Genomic DNA, 15,962 nt, shown 5'->3' on the forward strand with positions numbered 1-15,962 from the left:
GGCGCGCAGTGCGTCCTGCATGGCCTCCCTATTCAGGTAATGGGTCGTGACCGGCCCACCTCCGGGGCATCCGACTAGATCACAGCGATGAAGGCCTTCTGGGAGAACAGTCCGGGCTCGACCGCGAGAACCCCCTGGTCGGCACTATCGGCAGGAACAGTCAACAGCACATTCCCGGTGGTCGATCCGCCCTGATACAGGTCAGAGAGGGTATCAAGGCGGTCCGGGGTGATCGCGAAGTCACTGCTGTCCAGTGAGGAGATGGTGTTCCCATCCGCGGTGACGTACTCGATCGTGGTCCACGGCATCTCGCCATCGTCGGAGTCACCCTCGTAGGTGATCGTCGCGTTGATCAGGATGTAGGTCATCCCCTCCGACGCGGGCGAATTCATAGAGTTCGAGGCAAGGACCGCGTCATTCGCGTCGAGGTCGACACTGTTGATGGTGACGGACCAGTCGTCGTCCGACACCGTGGATCCCAGCGGGTACGGGTTGGCACGGGTGCCCTGATCGCCTTCACCGGTTCCTGTAGAGCCGTCCGAGGACTCGTCGTCGTCGGAGGAGGACACTGTCACCTCTGTTCCCGAGGAAAGCTCATCGACTGCGTCATTGAAGGCCCCGCCGACGACGAGGAAGAAGACGAGGAATCCCACCACGGTTCCTACGATCGACACCAAGAGCCCCGCGATGCCCAGCCCCTGCTTCTTGTCCCTGAGGAACAGCGACACCAACGACAAGATGAATGCGATGGGCAAGAGGATCCAGCCGATGATCAGGGCACCGGGGATGCAGGCGAAGATGAATCCGATCACGGCGACGATGAGCGCCACCAGACCGAGCGTGTTTTTCTTCTTCTCAGGTTGCTGGGCGACCGGAGCGTACCCCGCTCCTCCGTTCCCTTGCGGGTAGGAAGCAGGGTCGACCGGGGGTTGATTCGGGTTCTGTCCAGTAGGGTTACTCAATGTATGCGCTCGCGCCGGATGACTCCGGGCGATCCTTCCTCTTCTTGTCATTCCTGTGCGCAGCATGGAGAGGTACCGGACAGTTTCCGTTAAGTTATGAAAGAACTATACATTTTTTCTTCAGAACTAAGAAATACCTGATCAGGACATCGGCCCGGCCATAGCTGGTGCGCTGCTTCCTGACACCGAGACCTCGACCCTCACCCCCTGTAGTCCGCTGGTGCCATAGGGCGTCTCCGCCCCGTCGACGACTGTGCACGCACGCAGATCAGCACCGTTGTCCTTCGCCACCGTCCCAGCGACGCTGCACGCCTCATCGATCCCGGCGCGCTGCAGCACCGTGGCCGCCGACAGCGCGGTCAGGTCCGCCGCCGCCAATGCCCGGTGTTCTTGTATCAGGCCTGTCACCCCATGCACGATCAGCAGGCACAAGGCCACGACGCCGAGGATCATGGCGGCACCCACCACGGTCGCCGAGCCTTCGTCGTCACGCATCTTGCGGTTCACCGATGATCACCGCCGATGCCGAGATGTCGAATAGCCAACCGGGGACCATCACGGTCACCGTAATTAGTCGGGCACCGTCCCCAGAGGCACCGGGGGCACTGGGCACACCGCCGGGTTCAATGATCAGCAGCGCGTCCGGTTCGCCCTGCGTCACCACAGCCTGGGCAGCAGCCTCGTCGCCGAGAGCCGCCGCCCGGGCTGCGTCGCGGGCCATCCCCACCGCCCCGAGATATGTTGCCAGGGTCAGGACGCCGGCGATGACGAGTCCGATCACAGCGGTCAAGGCGGTGAAGACGATCGCCGCCTCCACCGTCACATAACCGGCATCGCCGCCGCTGGTGCCTCCGCTGTCGCCTCCTCCTTTCACCACGTCCACCCCGGATGCCGCTACTGGGTGTCGAGTGCGCGCTGGAAAATTGCGGTCAATGCACCCTCCACCGCATCGGAGGTAACAACGAGGTAGAGCAGCGCCCCCAGCGCCGCAGCGGCCACGCATCCCAGGGCGTATTCGATTGTGCTCATACCCTGTTCATCGCCCCCAAACCAGCGTATCAAGCCCCGGTTTTCCGACTCGTTTTCGGTCTCCCCAGCCTCCCCGGCATCCCCGGTGTCCAGCTCCCGAGCGGTGAACTGTTCTTCGTCATCGATGGTTTCCATGGTGTTCCCCCTAGTGGTCATGTTCCTGTCCTTCCTGTTGGTTCCTGCATGCGATTTCTTCCTGTGCCTTTCGCGGTAACGCCGCCTCCCCTCCTCACACCCCGGCGAAGCCGACGACCAGCGGGATGAGCCCCACCAGTACGAACGCGGGGAGGAAACACAGTGTCAGCGGCGCGGCGACGGCCACCAGCACACGCTCGGCACCTGCCCTGGCGGCGTCCTCGGCCTGCCGACGCAGTCGGTCAGCCTGGGCGGTCACCTCACCGGCCATCCGCCCACCGTTGCGCACCTGTGACGCTGCCCGACGGGCCACCGGGCCGAAGCTCGGATCCGCCGACAAGTGATGCCACGCACTTTCCCCGGCACCCAGGTCAAGCAGGGCGGACACCCGAAGAAGATCGCCCACGACAGGGTCGTCGAGCGCACGATTGCCCGGTACTGCCGCCTGCACCGCCGCCGTCCAGGCTCCTGCCACGGGCAGGCCGGCGAGGATCGCTGCGGCGAAGACATCGAGCACCCTGGCTGCGACGAGCGCGCCGACACCCGGTGCCGCTGAGACCCCTGGGATGCGAAAGCCCCCTGAGGCCCCTGCCTTGGCACCGGGTCCGGCGCGCCCGCCGACCCCACCGAGCACCGTGACCGTCAACGACTCCACCCACAGCACCCCGGCGCTGGCCAACAGCGCGCCGGCCAGCAACACCAGAGCACCGAGAACGTCGCCGACCAGGAACGTCACCGGGTCCAGCCCCATCGACTGTCCGATGCCCAATGCCCCGAGCGGCAGCAGGAGCAAGATGACCTCGGTCATCCGCGCCCCGGCCAGGGCGCTGGAGGTGTGCCCGAGGTGGGTGAGTCGGGCGTCGAGATCCTCGACGCACCGTTGCATCAACGACCCCAGTGCCAGACCGTGTCGCTCGGCGACCGCCCATATCCGCAGTAGGCCCTGCAGTTCGCCTGCTCCGCCACTCGCGCTAATCTCGGCACTCGCATTGATCTCAGCACCGAGGCGAATGCGGTGGACCTCGCGTCCGACCACCCCAGTGATGCCATGGCCTGTGGTCAGCGCTTGCTCAGCGGCATCGACAGGGCGGGCCCCAACGAGCAGTTCCACGGCGAAGGCGTCGGTGAAGGCGCGGTACTCCTTGATTCGGGTCCGATCGCGCGACAGGCCCACTGCCGCCGTCACCACTCTCCCGCCGGCGAACGACACCGCTGCCCCGGTGCCGGCCAACGCCAATGCCGTCACCATGTGCGGTCCCAGAGGATATCGACCCGCAACTGACCGTCGTCGCCACTGAGGCGTCCGATCTGGCAGACCTGGCGTCGCCCCGCGACACGGGACAGGTGCACCACCGTGTCGACCCCGTCACCGACCTGCCGGGCCACGGTCTCCGCGGGCATCCCCGCCAGCGCACCCAGTGCCGTGAGTCGGCCCGGCACCGCGGCCAGGCTATTGGCGTGCACCGTCCCAGCACTTCCTCCATGTCCGGTGTTGAATGCCAACAGCAGTTCGGCAATCTCGGCACCCCGGATCTCTCCCACAACAATGCGGTCCGGGCGCATCCGCAGGCTCTGACGCACCAGCGTGCGCATGTCCACCTCACCGGAACCATCGGCGCTGGCATCTCGGGTACGCAGTCCGACCACGTGCGGATGGTCCGGTACGAGCTCCGGGGTGTCCTCCACGAGGAGCAACCGCTCGCTCGCCGGCACCTCGTGCAGCATCGCCGCAAGCAGCGTGGTCTTCCCTGCTCCGGTTCCTCCACTGACCAGGAAGGATCGCCGGGCGGCGACGAGGTCGCGCAACTGTCCGGCGACCTCTGCGCTGAACATCCCGGTACGCTGCAATGCCGCCAGGTCGCCGTGGCCACGCGACAGTGCCCGCAGACTCACACAGGCTCCGGAACTCGCCGGAGGATCCAGCACCGCGTGCACCCGCACCCCACCGGCGACGACGCCGGGTGGCAGGTCGGTGAGAATGCCATCGGCGAACGGTCGCGAATCGTCCAGCCGCACACCGCAGGACGCTGCGAGACGCACCGCGATCCGCCGGCAGGTCTGCGCGTCGCCGATGCTCAGGTGGGTGGGTTCGACCCCATCGCCGCGGTCGACCCACACCGGACCAGGCCCATTGATCAGGACGTCAGTAACCTGCGGGTCGCACAGCGGGACGGCGAGTTCACCCAACCCGGAGAACTCGCGGGCCAGGGTACGGACCTGCTCAACCCCGGCACCATTGATGTCGTCGAGGGAGCCAACCACTCCGGCGATGTCCCCTGGGGTCGGCCGGGCTACCTCGCGGTCCACGAGCCCGTCGCGCACCCGGTCGACCAGGCTCGGTGCCGCATCCTGCTCCAGGGTCTGCGCATTCTTCCTCGGCATGCCCATCCGGCTCAGCCTCGTCAGCCGGCCGCTCACCGGATCTCCTCCACCAGGCGGGCGGCCGCCGGACCGGCGGTCCCCGCGCCACTGCCGGTGGTGCGGAAATCGCCCCTGTCCACGTCCACCGTAAGAAAGGGGTCGTCCTCCCAGGTCACGGCGGGTGCCCTACCGAGCAGGCTGAGGGTTTGGTTCCATGTCAGTCCGGAGCGCGGCAGTTCGCGCAGCACCACGTGGATGCCATCGCAGTCCTGCACGACCCGACGTGCGGCCAACACGGCGGGCACCGACTGCGGGACGACGAGCACTCGCGCGGTCACCCCGCCACCGACGGTGGCCAGATCGCGGCGTCCGCAGTCACGGACCACCGGACAGGACGGATCGGCCGACGGTGCCGTGCTGTCCGTGCCGTCCGCGCCGGCGATGTCCCGGGCCTCGAGGATCCCGACGTCCTGCACCCAGGTCACCGTTGCCGCGCTGTCCCCGACTCCCGGCAAACCGTCTGGGTTGCCCGGGAAGTCTGGGTCGACCTCTGCCCCGAGAAGCAACCGCAGCTGGCCGGGACGCGACAGCGGGTCGTCGTCCACCAGCAGCGCCTGACCTGCCCCGCCGGACGTGCCCGCCCCTGCAGCGAGGGCCCCCGCAAGCGCGGCGGCGAAGACGCTGGTCCCCGCCCCGCCGACGATGCCGGCAACCGCGATATTGACGGGATCGTGGCTCCCGATCATCGCCGCCAATTCCCCGGAGGACTCCGGGATCTGCAGCGCCGGGGTGCCAGCACCGCCCGCCTCAGAACCGCCCGTGAACGGCATGCCGGTCACCCGGATCGTGCGCACCGACGCCGGGGCGTCCTGCGGTTCGTCTTCCTTCGCAGTAGTCGGACCGGGGGAGTCGGTGACGACGACGAGCCGCGCAAGCCCGCTGGCCTCCTCCTCGCCGACGAGACGCCGCCCGGTCGCCGCGACCACCATCGACACCTCGTCGACGAGACCCGGATCCGCCAATGTCAGCAGCACCGGTGCCGGCCCTGAACCAGAACCCAGCCCTGCTATCGAACGTGCATCACCGGTGAACCTCCCGGCCATTCCCCTGACACCTCGTGTTCCCCTCATGGCGGTAGATAGTGACACCAGGGCCCCCACAGCGGAAGAGGCACCGGCTCCACGCCCGGTTCCTGTGGATAACTTCCGTGGCGGTTTCGCGAAACTATCCCCACCCCCTGTGGACAACGTTCGCGGGGAAAGGAATGAATGATACGCAAGGTAACGAATGAGGCTCCTGGAACGTATGGTGTAGGTGTGACTACGCCGCAGGGAGAACCACGCGAGCCGGACGGCACCACCGCCTCCCACACCACCAACGGGACGCCCGATGCCTCGGCCACGCCCGTCGCTGACCTCAGCAGGTCCATCGCCACCGACCCCGGCGTCGACCCCTCGCACGTCCTGGCCGTCTTCGACCTCGACAAGACGATCATCGACACCTCGGCGTCCATGGCTTACCGCAAGCCACTGGCCGACCGCGGACTGATCAGCACCGCTGACATGCTGCGCATGCTCATGATGCTCGGCAACTACATGATCAGCGGACATGACGACAACTCCCTCAACACCACCCGCGACACCCTCGTCGCCATGGTCCGCGGCCGCAGCAGCGACGACCTCGCCGACGTCGCCCACGGCGCACTGCAGGACGTGATCGTCCCGGTCATCTACGCCGAGGCCCGCGACCTGATCGCCCGCCACCACGAACTCGGCCACAAGGTCGCCATCATCACCGCCTCCGCCCGCGTGCTGGTGTCCCCCATCGCCGATGAACTCGGTGCCGACCACCTCATCGCCACCGAACTCGCCGTCGACGATGACGGCCTGTTCACCGGCGAGGTCCCCTTCTTCTGCAAGGGCCCGGCCAAGGTCGAGGGACTGCGCGACCTCTCCGAGGCCGACGGCTACGACCTCGACGCCAGCTACGCCTACACCGACTCCGCCACCGACCTGCCGCTGCTCGAGGCCGTCGGCCACCCCACCGCGGTGAACCCGGACCGCGCGCTACGCCGCGAGGCGACCACCCGCGACTGGCCGATCGCCCGCTTCGGACGCACCGAGCCGCTGTTCACCCTCCCGGAACACACCGGTGCCATCGCCGGGACATCCGCCGCCGTCGCCCTCGTCGGCACCGTCGCCGCCGGGCTCCTTGTCTGGCTCCGCGGACGCGAGGACGAGTGAGCACACCCCACTAGAGTGCGGCTTCTGCCTCACCAACCGGGAGCCTCTGGCACAATAGCGTGAAGAACTGACACGGTAGGATCACCGTAGGATCACCGAACCGGGTTTTTCGAACCGGACCATCACCCAGGAGAGTGCGTAGTGAGCGACAAGAACAGCAACGGCCTGTTCACTGACCAGGACAGCTTTAACCCCAAGGTCAACTCCATCCCACTGTCCGACGCGGACGCCCAGGCCGCCGGCCGTGGCGGCAGCATCGCCGACCTCGTCAAGGACGCCACCGCCCAGGTGTCCTCGCTGATCCGTTCCGAGGTCGAACTCGCCAAGACCGAGATCTCCGCCAGCGCGAAGAAGGCCGGCATCGCCGTCGCCATGTTCGGCGCAGCCGGTGTGGTCCTGGCCTACAGCTCGTTCTTCTTCTTCTTCTTCCTCGCCGAGCTGCTGGACAACTGGCTGCCGCGCTGGTCGGCCTTCCTCATCGTCTTCGGCATCATGGTCGTGCTCGTTGCGCTGCTCGCCATCCTCGGCGTGAAGTTCATCAAGGGCGTCAAGAAACCCCAGGCCACGATCGACTCGGTCAATGAACTGAAGTCCGTGGTCCCCAGCGGGCAGAAGAACGAGTCCGCCGACAACGGGCTGTACACCTAGTTCGTCTAGCTCCCCGCCGGACCCTCTCCTTACGCCATGACCAGCGCCGACGCCGCCCACAAGTACGTCCACACCCGCGGCATCCGCCTGCACGTCCTGGTCCAGGGCCCCCCTGATGCACCTCTGGTGCTGCTCATCCACGGTTTCGCCGGTGGACACTTCGACTGGCGTGAACTGATGCCCGAGCTTTGCGGCGACTCCACGCCGCCGGTCCGCGTCGCCGCCGTCGACCTGCGTGGATACGGTCGCTCCGACAAAACTCCGCGCGGCTACGACCTCACTACCGCCGCCTCCGATATGTGCGGCACGATCCGCGCCCTTGGCCACACCGACGCACTGGTCGTTGGCCACGGCGAAGGCGGACTCATCGCCTGGACGATGGCCGCCCACGAGCCGCGCCGCGTGCGCGGCATCGTCACCCTCTCCTCCGCGCATCCGCTGGTGCTCGCCCGATCCGTCCTGCTGCACCCGGTGTCGCAGTGGCCGCGCGTACGCGCCTCGCTCTACGCCCAGCTGCCCCGCCTGCCGGAACGTGCTCTGCGCCGCAACGGCTCGGAGGGCGTCGCAACGTCCTTCCGCCAGCAGGTCTCCCCCGGCTTCCGGGGCACCGATACCTGCCAGGAACACGAGGAACTACGCCGCGAGGCGATGCAGATCGACAAGGTCGCCCACCTGTCCTGCGAGTACCGGCGGTGGACGCTGCGCAGCCGGCTGCGTCCGGAAGGCGGCGACTTCAACCGCACCTTCCCCGCGCGTACCGAGGTGCCGGCGGTGTGTGTGGACGGGTCGATGGACCCCGCCTACTCCGCGCGTATCGCCAAGCGTTCAGCCGCACGCGGTGCCGACGGCTCCTCCGCCGAGCTGCTCTACGGGGTGGGGCACTTCCCCCACATCGAGGACCCGCCCTCCGTCGCGGCGCTCATCCGCGCCGCCGAGCCCGACGCTTAGCTGACCACGCACTCCTGGGTGTCCACCGGCGAGCGGTAGGACGCGGTGTCGCCGACGTGGGAGAGCACCTCGTTCTTCGTCAGGGCGTAGCCGGTCTCGGAATCCCCGACCGCCGCGCCGAACACCAGGCCAAGCACATTGCCCTCGGTGTCGATCAACGGTCCGCCGGAGTTGCCCTGCACAACGGTCCCGCGCAGCGTGTACGCCTCACGGTCGACCCGCGCATCGGCGTAGATATCCGGCCCGGAGACCGTGAACATCTCCCGCACGCGTGCCGGGGTGGCCTGGAATGGCCCGCCGAGGGGGAAGCCCATGACGATCGCGTCGTCGTTCTGCGCGGCGGGCTGATCGGCCCAGTTAAGCGTGGGCAGGGTGGTGCCGTCGGTGGTGCGGATCAGGGCGATGTCCTGCGACGGGTTGTAGTAGACGACCTCGCCCTCGGCATCGCCGTCGACGGTCTCCAGCGCGACCCGGCCGGTACCGGCCACCACGTGAGCATTGGTCATCACCAGGTCGGGTTCGATCGCGAAGCCCGAGCCCTGCAGGATACGGCTGCACTGCTCTGCCTCCCCGAGCACCCGCACCAACGACGGGCGGGCGTCGGCGACAACCGGATTGTCCGACAGTGCGTTGTCCGGGGCCGCGACTTCGGCCGACGGCACCTCATCGAAGGGGTCGGTGATGACCGGGAAGCCGGAGTCGCTGAAGAACGACGCCGTCTGCTGCGGCAACGCCTCCAGCCACGACGGCGCCAGTTTGCTGACCCCGGACAGGATCGAGGATCCACGAACCGCCTTGCCTAGGTCACCGGAGTTGTTTCCGGCCACGGGCACCACGATCAGCCACACGACCACCACGGTGGTCAGGACCTGGACCAGGGCACCGACCACCGAATCGACCCGCAGGACAGCGCGGGTGCGGATCAGGTCACGCAGGCGCCCACCGATCACCGAACCGATGGTGTAGCCGATGACCACGGACCCGGCGACAACCGCCAGGGCAACGAGGAATCGCTGGGTGTCGCCGTCCACGTAGCCCATGACCCACGGAAGGATCCGCAGGCCAAGGACGCCGCCACCCAGCACGCCGGCCAGTGACAGCACCGCCGAACAGCCGCCCTGACGCCACCCGGACAACAGGGCAAAGACAGCGACGACGGCCAGGGCAATGTCGACAATGACCGAACCGCTCATCTGCTTTCCTGCCTGTCTTGTGTGCTGTCGTGTGTGCTGTCGTTCTCCAACTCTCCGTCGAGCCTGTCGCCGAGCGCCTCGGCGGCGAGGTTCTCCCCATTGCGGGAGGCCTCCAGCGCGGCGAAGAGGTCGGCTACGGCCGCCGGCTCACCATCGACCCAGGGGTCCTCCCAGGGCTGTTCCCAGCCGGCGATGGTGAGCAGGGCGTCCACCACCCCGCCGGTGAACCCCCACAGGAGGTACCCGTCGACGTCGAAGGCGGGGCCGTGCCAGCTCAGGAAACCGATGCGGCGGCGGTTGGCTGGATCGGCCAACCGGGCGACGGGGAAGGCCCGAACCCAATCGGACTCCTGCGTGGCCGGGTGCACCGGTCCCGGCGTGCGCCACCAGGCGACAACCGGGATGACGGCGTGGTTCGTCCGGTCAATGTACAGCGGTGCCATCACGCTCACCGGCACCACCGATGCCGGGTCCAGGGCGGTCTCCTCGACCGCTTCACGCACCGCGGTGGCGATCGGGTCGGCGTCCTGCGCCTCCCGACGCCCGCCGGGGAAGGCGATCTGCCCGGAATGCGTACGCATCCGCGGGTTGCGGTGTGTGAGCAGGACGGTCGTCTCGCCGTCCTCATCACCGTCGCCCTCGCCCAGCAGCACCAGCACCGCCGAGTAGCGCGGCGGGGTGCCGTCCGGCCCGAGTTCGGGGACGGTACGGGCCGGCTCGTTGAAGATCGCGCCGATGCCATCTGCCCCAGAGTTGGGGTCAGTGACTTCGGCGAGACGGCGGACCCAGTCGGGGAGATCATCGGGCAGTGTCGGCTGGGTCCGCGCAGCGTCCAGCCAGTCCTGCAGGGAAAACTCCCCGGCGTTGTCACGCTCGGGTGCGGTGGGTCGGCTCATGAGTTCTCCACACTACCTGCCATGAGGTCCTCCACCTGCTCCACGGAGGTCAGCTCCCCTGGATGCAGATCCATCCGGGATCCATCCGGGCCGTAGACCACTGACAACGGCACCACCGCCGGCAACGACGCCGCGGCCGCAACCTGCCCCGTGGAGTCCTGGAAACTGGCGAAACTCACGTCCAGATCGTCGAGCAGGTCAACTCCGGCCTGACCGCGCTCATTGGAATGCACCCCGACGATATTCCACTCCGGGTGCTTCTCGGCGACCTCCTGCAGGACAGGAAGTTCCTGGCGACACGGCCCGCACCACCACGCCCACACGTTGACCAGCGTGGGCTTGCCCGACAGCATCTCGGCGACGGACGTGCTGGACTGCCCACCGCCGTCCGTCAGACACGGCAGGACGACATCGGCGAGCTCAGCATCCTGAGCAATCTGCGTTCCGGCCTCCGGCGACGGGCAGGCGACGCGCTGGGCCTCCGGCACGTCGTAGGACGTCCCGTCGGGGTCCGGCTCGCTGGTCGCCTCACCGGACGGCTCGACCGGCGACTGCGACGCAGACGCCGCCGCACCCGGCGCGTTCTGTGCGTCCTGCGCTGCGTCCCCTCCGGTCAGGGAGATCACCATCGGCACCGCAGCGATCGCCAGGCCGACGACGACCACGACCGCCAGCAGGATGCCGCGCAGCCGCGCGTCCTGCGTCGTTTCGTCCTGCGTCGTTGCGTCCTCCTCGCGCGTCACCTCGCACCGTCCTCACGCGACGGGCACTTCGCCGCCAGGACGCACTGCCCGCAGGCCGGACGCCTCGAGTGGCACACCTGTCGGCCGTGGAAGATCAGGCGATGGGAGAACATCGTCCACTCCTTCTTCTCCACCCGCGCGGTGATCTCGCGCTCCACCGCGACCGCGTCCGTCTGCGTGGTCAGCCCCAGCCGGCGCAGCACCCGTCCGACGTGCGTGTCCACCGGGAAACCCGGCACCCCGAACGCATTACCCAGCACCACGTTCGCCGTCTTGCGGCCCACCCCCGGCAGCGCCACCAGCGCCTCCATCGAACCGGGCACCTCGCCGCCGTGATCGGCACACAACGCTGTACCCAACCCGATGAGGCTGGCGGCCTTGTTGCGGAAGAACCCGGTCGGACGGATGACCTCCTCCAGGCGCTCACGGTCGGCCCCGGCGTACGCCGCGGCGTCCGGAAATTCCCGGAAGAGCCCCGGGGTCACCTGATTGACCCGCTTGTCCGTGCACTGCGCAGACAGCACCGTGGCGACGAGCAACTCCAGAGGCGTGGTGTAGTCGAGCTCGCAGTGCGCGTCCGGGTACTCCCCCGCCAACGTCCGGTTGACCCAGCGAGTACGCCGCGTCAACGCCAACGACGAACTGGACGTGCCGGCACGGGAATCAGGACGGGATGCAGAGGTTGTGACCATGGTGGAGACAGTCTAACCCCGCCGACGGACATGGACCCGACATGAAGCATCACCGCCCGTGCGACCATGATTCCCCAGGCGTTCCACAGAACATGCCCCCCAGGCTGTATTGTGTGGAGTGACCCTTTTCGGGGGCCTGTGTGACCAATCCGTCACTACGGCCACAGCATCGCCGGCACCGCCAGCCTTCGACCGAACAGTAGACGAACAGTACCAAGACCAGGAGTCAGACGAGCAATGGGTGAAGTACCTGAGATCCTGTCTCGCGCCGGAATTTTCCAGGGTGTCGAGGCCACCGCGGTCAACGCACTCATCGAGCAGTTGGAGTCGGTGACCTACCCGCGCGGAACCACCATCTTCGACGAAGGTGAACCGGGCGACCGCCTCTACATCATCATCAACGGCAAGGTGAAGCTCGCGCGCCACGCCCCCGACGGGCGTGAGAACCTGCTGACGATCATGGGGCCGTCCGACATGTTCGGCGAGCTGTCCATCTTCGACCCAGGCCCGCGCACCTCCGCGGCCGTCTGCGTCACCGAGATGACCGCGGCCACCATGGACTCCCAGATGCTGCACGACTGGATCTCCGATCACCCGGAGATCTCCGAGCAGCTGCTGCGCGTGCTGGCCCGACGTCTGCGCCGCACGAACAACACCTTGGCCGATCTGATCTTCACCGACGTCCCCGGTCGTGTGGCCAAGGCGCTGCTGCAGCTCGCGAACCGTTTCGGTGTGCAGGAGGGCGGCGCGCTGCGCGTCCACCACGACCTCACGCAGGAGGAGATCGCCCAGCTCGTCGGCGCCTCGCGCGAGACCGTGAACAAGGCCCTGGCCGAGTTCGCCCACCGCGGATGGATCCGCCTGGAGGGCAAGTCCGTGCTGATCTCCGACACGGAGCGTCTGGCCAAGCGCGCCCGCTAGGGCCTTCGCCACCGCTCCCCTTTTCCATCTTTCTCGTCGAACGCAGCGGCCGCTACCTTGTTCTCCGAGTGCAGTAGCGTCACTCGCCTGCGCCACGCCAGCAAGATCATCGAGGTACTCGCGTCGTGACGTCCTCCCGTCTGCCCGCCCTCCTGGCGGTCACGGTGACCGCGGTGCTGTGGGGAACCACGGGCACCGCGGCGACCTTCGCCGGTGATGTCGGCCCTCTCGCCATCGGAGCGGTGTCCCTCGGCATCGGCGGACTCCTCCAAGCCCTCATCGCCGCACCCGATCTGTACCGACGACGCAGCCTGCTCCGGACGCACCGCCGCACCGTCCTGCTTGGCGGGGTGGCGGTGTTCACCTACCCGCTGGCGTTCTACAGTTCGATGCACCTGGCGAGCGTGGCCGTCGGCACGGTGATCTCCCTGGCCTCGGCACCGCTCGCGGCCGGACTACTGGAGAAGTTCACCGGGAAGGCGCGGCTCGGGCCGTGGTGGGCGAGCGCCGCAACGCTGGGAGTGACCGGCGCGGTGCTGATCAGTGTGGCGTCCGGCGCGGAGAGCTCCGCCAGCACCGACCCCGGTGCCGCGCTCGCCGGCATCACATTAGGCCTGGTCGCCGGCATATCTTATGCCCTATACGCGTGGGCGGCGTTTCGGCTGATGGTCGCCGGGGCAGGGCGCGGGGCGGCAATGGGTTCGGTATTCGGCGTCGGCGGCGCACTGCTGATGCCGGTCCTGCTGCTGACCGGCGGGCCCATCCTGGACTCGTGGAACAACGTAGCGGTGTCGGCGTATATCGCGGTGGTGCCGATGTTCCTCGGCTACGTTCTCTTCGGCTACGGGCTGACCAGTCTCTCCCCGAGTACGGCGACGACGGTGACGCTGCTGGAACCTGCGGTTGCCGCACTGCTCGCCGTGGTGGTCGTGGGCGAGCGGCTGGCTCCGCTGGGGTGGGTCGGCCTGTCACTGATCGCGCTGGTGCTGCTGATCCTCGCCTTCGCGCCTCAGCCGACGGGACGCGATATCACCCCGTTGCCCGAGCCTGAAGAAAAACACCCTTCCAGGTAGGCATTCGGGCTGATTCGCTACCTGGAAGGGTGATCCGGCGACATGGGCGCTCCCCCAGCGCGATGGCTCCTACAACTTGCCGAGGTGGCGCAGCGCCACGCGGGTCGACTGCTTGGCGGAGTCGCGCAAGACCGGGTCGACATCGGTGTAGATCTCGTCGACGATCTGGCCCACGGTCGCGTCGTCCCCCAGCTTCGCCACGGCCTCCGTGACCTGCTGGAGCCGGAGCTCCCGACGCTCCAGGTACTTCTGCGCCAGCTCTGCGGTGTCCTCCCGATCCGGACCGTGGCCCGGCAGCAGGTGCACTCCCGCGCCACGACGAATCAGCAAACGCAAGGTGTCCAGGTAGTCGCCCAGGTCACCAGTGGTTTCGGAGATCATGGTGGTGTGACGCCCAGCGATGGTGTCGCCGGTGGCGATGGCCTCGACATCAGCATCCGTATCCCCGCCGTCGGTGTGGACGGCGAAGCAGACCGAGTCGTCGGTGTGCCCCGGTGTGGCGATGACCTCGATCGACGGGGTCAGGCCCTCGAAACGGATCACCTCACCGTCCTCCAGGACGTCCCCGCCGATGCAGTAGCGCTTGTCGATGCCACGCACCGGTGCCCCGAGCAGCTGACGCAGTCGCGCTGCACCGTCCTCGTGATCTGCGTGGTGATGGGTCAGCAGGATCAGAGCGACCTCCGCGCCACCTTCGGTGGCCTTCGCACGCAGGACGTTGAGATGTCCCTCGTCCTGCGGGCCGGGATCGATGATCACGCTCTTGCTGTCGCCCGGCGCGCGGACGACCCAAGAATTCGTGCCCTCCAATGCCTGGTAGCTGGGGTTATCACACAGGACAACGCCGGTGGAAGGGGTGACGGAACGCAACTGGCTGTACGCGGGATGCTCCATGGCTCTGATCCTACTGCGGGGAACGCCCACGGTCAGTCCGGGCGGGGGTGGGCCCACCCGCCCGGAAACGACGGCTTAGGACACGCGAACGATGAGTTCGACCTCGACCGGGCTTCCCAGCGGAAGCTCGGCGACGCCGACGGCGCTGCGGGCGTGTGCCCCGGCATCGCCGAAGACTTCACCGAGGAGATCGGACGCACCGTTAATGACGGCGGGCTGGCCACCGAACCCATCGGCGGAGGCGACGAAACCGACGACCTTGACGATCTGCTCGACGTTGTCGATGCCGACGAGGTCGTCGATCGCAGCCAGTGCGTTGAGCGTGGCGGTGCGGGCGTACGCCGCAGCGTCCTCAGGCGACACGGCGGCGTCCCCAGCGTCCACAGCACCGACCGAGCCGGTAGCCGGCAGTGCGCCGTCGACGAAAGGCAGCTGGCCGGAAGTGAACACGAAGTCACCGGTGCGAATGGCGGGCACGTAGGCCGCGACCGGTGCCGCGACCGGGGGGAGGGTGAGGCCGAGCTCGTCGAGACGGGCGGAGATAAGGCCCCCGTCCGCCGCCATCTACTTCTCCCGCTTCAGGTAGGCGACGTGCTGCTCACCGGTCGGGCCGGGGAGGACGGAGACGAGTTCCCAGCCGTCCTCACCCCAGTTATCCAGAATCTGCTTGGTTGCGTGGGTCAGGAGCGGAACGGTGACGTATTCCCATTGAGTCATGTCGACGAGTATACAAACGTCGCGGTTTAGGCCTGGGACGCCTCGAGCTGGCCGGCGAAGAAGTCGGCCCAGCTCTCGACCTCGGGGTGCTTGCGCAGCAGGGCACGGCGCTGACGCTCGGTCATGCCGCCCCACACGCCGAACTCAACGTCGTTGTCGAGGGCGTCCGCACGGCACTGGAGCACGACGGGGCAGTGACGGCAGATGGCCACGGCCTTGCGCTGTGCCGCCCCGCGGACGAACAGCTCCTCGGGGTCGATGTTGCGGCAGTGCGCCTGGGTGATCCATTCACCACGGTTGTTGAAGGACTCGCGGGTCGTGACCTGCCCGGCAGTGCGGTGCAGCACACCCTGGGTCCCGCTGCGAACGTCGGGAGATGCGGCGGTCTCAACGTCGGTGGAGGTCTCGGGGCGTTGGAGTGAAGCGGTCATGATGTCCTTCCGCTGTGGATGGTGGCCGGGGGTTGATGATCCCCGGCTCCGGAGATCTGACCCCGGAAGTGATCAT

Annotated in this window: 20 protein-coding genes; 5 read left to right on the forward strand and 15 right to left on the reverse strand. The window is 67.6% G+C overall.

Going from position 1 to position 15,962, the window contains the following annotated elements:
- Window positions 1–74: 74 nt before the first annotated feature.
- From ACT3SZ_RS01400 to ACT3SZ_RS01430, 7 genes are all read right to left on the reverse strand, one after another.
- Window positions 75–830 (reverse strand): hypothetical protein, encoded by a 756-nt coding sequence (locus tag ACT3SZ_RS01400; RefSeq protein WP_444616073.1) that lies wholly within the window; start codon window positions 828–830, stop codon window positions 75–77.
- 273 nt (window positions 831–1,103) lie between these two features.
- Window positions 1,104–1,457 (reverse strand): Rv3654c family TadE-like protein, encoded by a 354-nt coding sequence (locus ACT3SZ_RS01405; protein WP_444616075.1) that lies wholly within the window; start codon window positions 1,455–1,457, stop codon window positions 1,104–1,106.
- On the reverse strand, window positions 1,450–1,839 hold the full coding sequence (locus tag ACT3SZ_RS01410) for a hypothetical protein (RefSeq protein ID WP_444616076.1): 390 nt from the start codon (window positions 1,837–1,839) through the stop codon (window positions 1,450–1,452). Before ACT3SZ_RS01410 ends, ACT3SZ_RS01405 begins: the two co-directional genes overlap by 8 nt.
- A gap of 17 nt (window positions 1,840–1,856) precedes the next feature.
- A complete protein-coding gene (locus tag ACT3SZ_RS01415) occupies window positions 1,857–2,126 on the reverse strand; it encodes a DUF4244 domain-containing protein (protein ID WP_444616078.1) in 270 nt (89 codons plus the stop codon).
- 94 nt (window positions 2,127–2,220) lie between these two features.
- Complete coding sequence (locus ACT3SZ_RS01420) at window positions 2,221–3,375, reverse strand: hypothetical protein (protein WP_444616079.1); 1,155 nt, start codon at window positions 3,373–3,375, stop codon at window positions 2,221–2,223.
- Window positions 3,369–4,544: a TadA family conjugal transfer-associated ATPase gene (locus ACT3SZ_RS01425; RefSeq protein ID WP_444616081.1), complete on the reverse strand. Its 1,176-nt coding sequence runs from the start codon at window positions 4,542–4,544 to the stop codon at window positions 3,369–3,371. The genes ACT3SZ_RS01420 and ACT3SZ_RS01425 overlap by 7 nt, the downstream gene beginning before the upstream one ends.
- On the reverse strand, window positions 4,541–5,617 hold the full coding sequence (locus ACT3SZ_RS01430; RefSeq protein WP_444616083.1) for a hypothetical protein: 1,077 nt from the start codon (window positions 5,615–5,617) through the stop codon (window positions 4,541–4,543). Before ACT3SZ_RS01430 ends, ACT3SZ_RS01425 begins: the two co-directional genes overlap by 4 nt.
- 186 nt (window positions 5,618–5,803) lie before the next feature.
- On the opposite strand from ACT3SZ_RS01430, the gene ACT3SZ_RS01435 reads away from it, so the two are divergent.
- From ACT3SZ_RS01435 to ACT3SZ_RS01445, 3 genes are all read left to right on the forward strand, one after another.
- Window positions 5,804–6,730 (forward strand): HAD family hydrolase, encoded by a 927-nt coding sequence (locus ACT3SZ_RS01435; protein ID WP_444616085.1) that lies wholly within the window; start codon window positions 5,804–5,806, stop codon window positions 6,728–6,730.
- A 141-nt stretch (window positions 6,731–6,871) separates the two neighbouring features.
- On the forward strand, window positions 6,872–7,378 hold the full coding sequence (locus tag ACT3SZ_RS01440; RefSeq protein WP_444616087.1) for a phage holin family protein: 507 nt from the start codon (window positions 6,872–6,874) through the stop codon (window positions 7,376–7,378).
- 36 nt (window positions 7,379–7,414) lie between these two features.
- Window positions 7,415–8,326 (forward strand): alpha/beta fold hydrolase, encoded by a 912-nt coding sequence (locus tag ACT3SZ_RS01445; RefSeq protein WP_444616089.1) that lies wholly within the window; start codon window positions 7,415–7,417, stop codon window positions 8,324–8,326.
- On the opposite strand, the gene ACT3SZ_RS01450 is transcribed toward ACT3SZ_RS01445, so the two are convergent.
- From ACT3SZ_RS01450 to nth, 4 genes are read right to left on the reverse strand one after another with little or no spacing between them, the layout of a single operon-like run.
- A complete protein-coding gene (locus tag ACT3SZ_RS01450) occupies window positions 8,323–9,519 on the reverse strand; it encodes a MarP family serine protease (protein ID WP_444616091.1) in 1,197 nt (398 codons plus the stop codon). The genes ACT3SZ_RS01445 and ACT3SZ_RS01450 overlap by 4 nt on opposite strands.
- Window positions 9,516–10,415, reverse strand: a complete 900-nt coding sequence (locus tag ACT3SZ_RS01455; RefSeq protein ID WP_444616093.1) for an NUDIX hydrolase — start codon at window positions 10,413–10,415, stop codon at window positions 9,516–9,518. Before ACT3SZ_RS01455 ends, ACT3SZ_RS01450 begins: the two co-directional genes overlap by 4 nt.
- The gene (locus ACT3SZ_RS01460) at window positions 10,412–11,158 is read right to left on the reverse strand and encodes a TlpA family protein disulfide reductase (RefSeq protein WP_444616095.1); all 747 of its coding nucleotides are present in this window, start codon (window positions 11,156–11,158) and stop codon (window positions 10,412–10,414) included. The genes ACT3SZ_RS01455 and ACT3SZ_RS01460 overlap by 4 nt, the downstream gene beginning before the upstream one ends.
- Window positions 11,155–11,850, reverse strand: coding sequence for an endonuclease III (nth, locus tag ACT3SZ_RS01465; RefSeq protein ID WP_444616097.1), 696 nt, complete (start codon window positions 11,848–11,850; stop codon window positions 11,155–11,157). Before nth ends, ACT3SZ_RS01460 begins: the two co-directional genes overlap by 4 nt.
- Window positions 11,851–12,087: 237 nt before the next feature.
- Here nth and glxR point away from each other — a divergent pair, with 237 nt between their 5' ends.
- Window positions 12,088–12,771 carry a CRP-like cAMP-activated global transcriptional regulator GlxR gene (glxR, locus tag ACT3SZ_RS01470; RefSeq protein WP_441579686.1) on the forward strand — a complete coding sequence of 228 codons (684 nt, stop codon included), beginning with the start codon at window positions 12,088–12,090 and terminating at the stop codon, window positions 12,769–12,771.
- Between the two features lie 125 nt (window positions 12,772–12,896).
- On the forward strand, window positions 12,897–13,844 hold the full coding sequence (locus ACT3SZ_RS01475; RefSeq protein ID WP_444616099.1) for a DMT family transporter: 948 nt from the start codon (window positions 12,897–12,899) through the stop codon (window positions 13,842–13,844).
- Window positions 13,845–13,913: 69 nt separating this feature from the next.
- On the opposite strand, the gene ACT3SZ_RS01480 is transcribed toward ACT3SZ_RS01475, so the two are convergent.
- The 4 genes from ACT3SZ_RS01480 to ACT3SZ_RS01495 form a co-directional block, all read right to left on the reverse strand.
- Window positions 13,914–14,738 carry an MBL fold metallo-hydrolase gene (locus ACT3SZ_RS01480; protein WP_444616101.1) on the reverse strand — a complete coding sequence of 275 codons (825 nt, stop codon included), beginning with the start codon at window positions 14,736–14,738 and terminating at the stop codon, window positions 13,914–13,916.
- A 75-nt stretch (window positions 14,739–14,813) separates the two neighbouring features.
- The gene (locus ACT3SZ_RS01485) at window positions 14,814–15,302 is read right to left on the reverse strand and encodes a RidA family protein (protein WP_444616103.1); all 489 of its coding nucleotides are present in this window, start codon (window positions 15,300–15,302) and stop codon (window positions 14,814–14,816) included.
- A complete protein-coding gene (locus tag ACT3SZ_RS01490) occupies window positions 15,303–15,455 on the reverse strand; it encodes a DUF4177 domain-containing protein (RefSeq protein WP_301443460.1) in 153 nt (50 codons plus the stop codon). It lies immediately after the preceding gene.
- Window positions 15,456–15,481: 26 nt separating this feature from the next.
- On the reverse strand, window positions 15,482–15,886 hold the full coding sequence (locus ACT3SZ_RS01495) for a WhiB family transcriptional regulator (protein WP_444616105.1): 405 nt from the start codon (window positions 15,884–15,886) through the stop codon (window positions 15,482–15,484).
- Window positions 15,887–15,962 lie beyond the last annotated feature (76 nt).

This window comes from Corynebacterium sp. AOP40-9SA-29 (assembly GCF_052377405.1).
Classification (GTDB): Bacteria; Actinomycetota; Actinomycetes; order Mycobacteriales; family Mycobacteriaceae; genus Corynebacterium.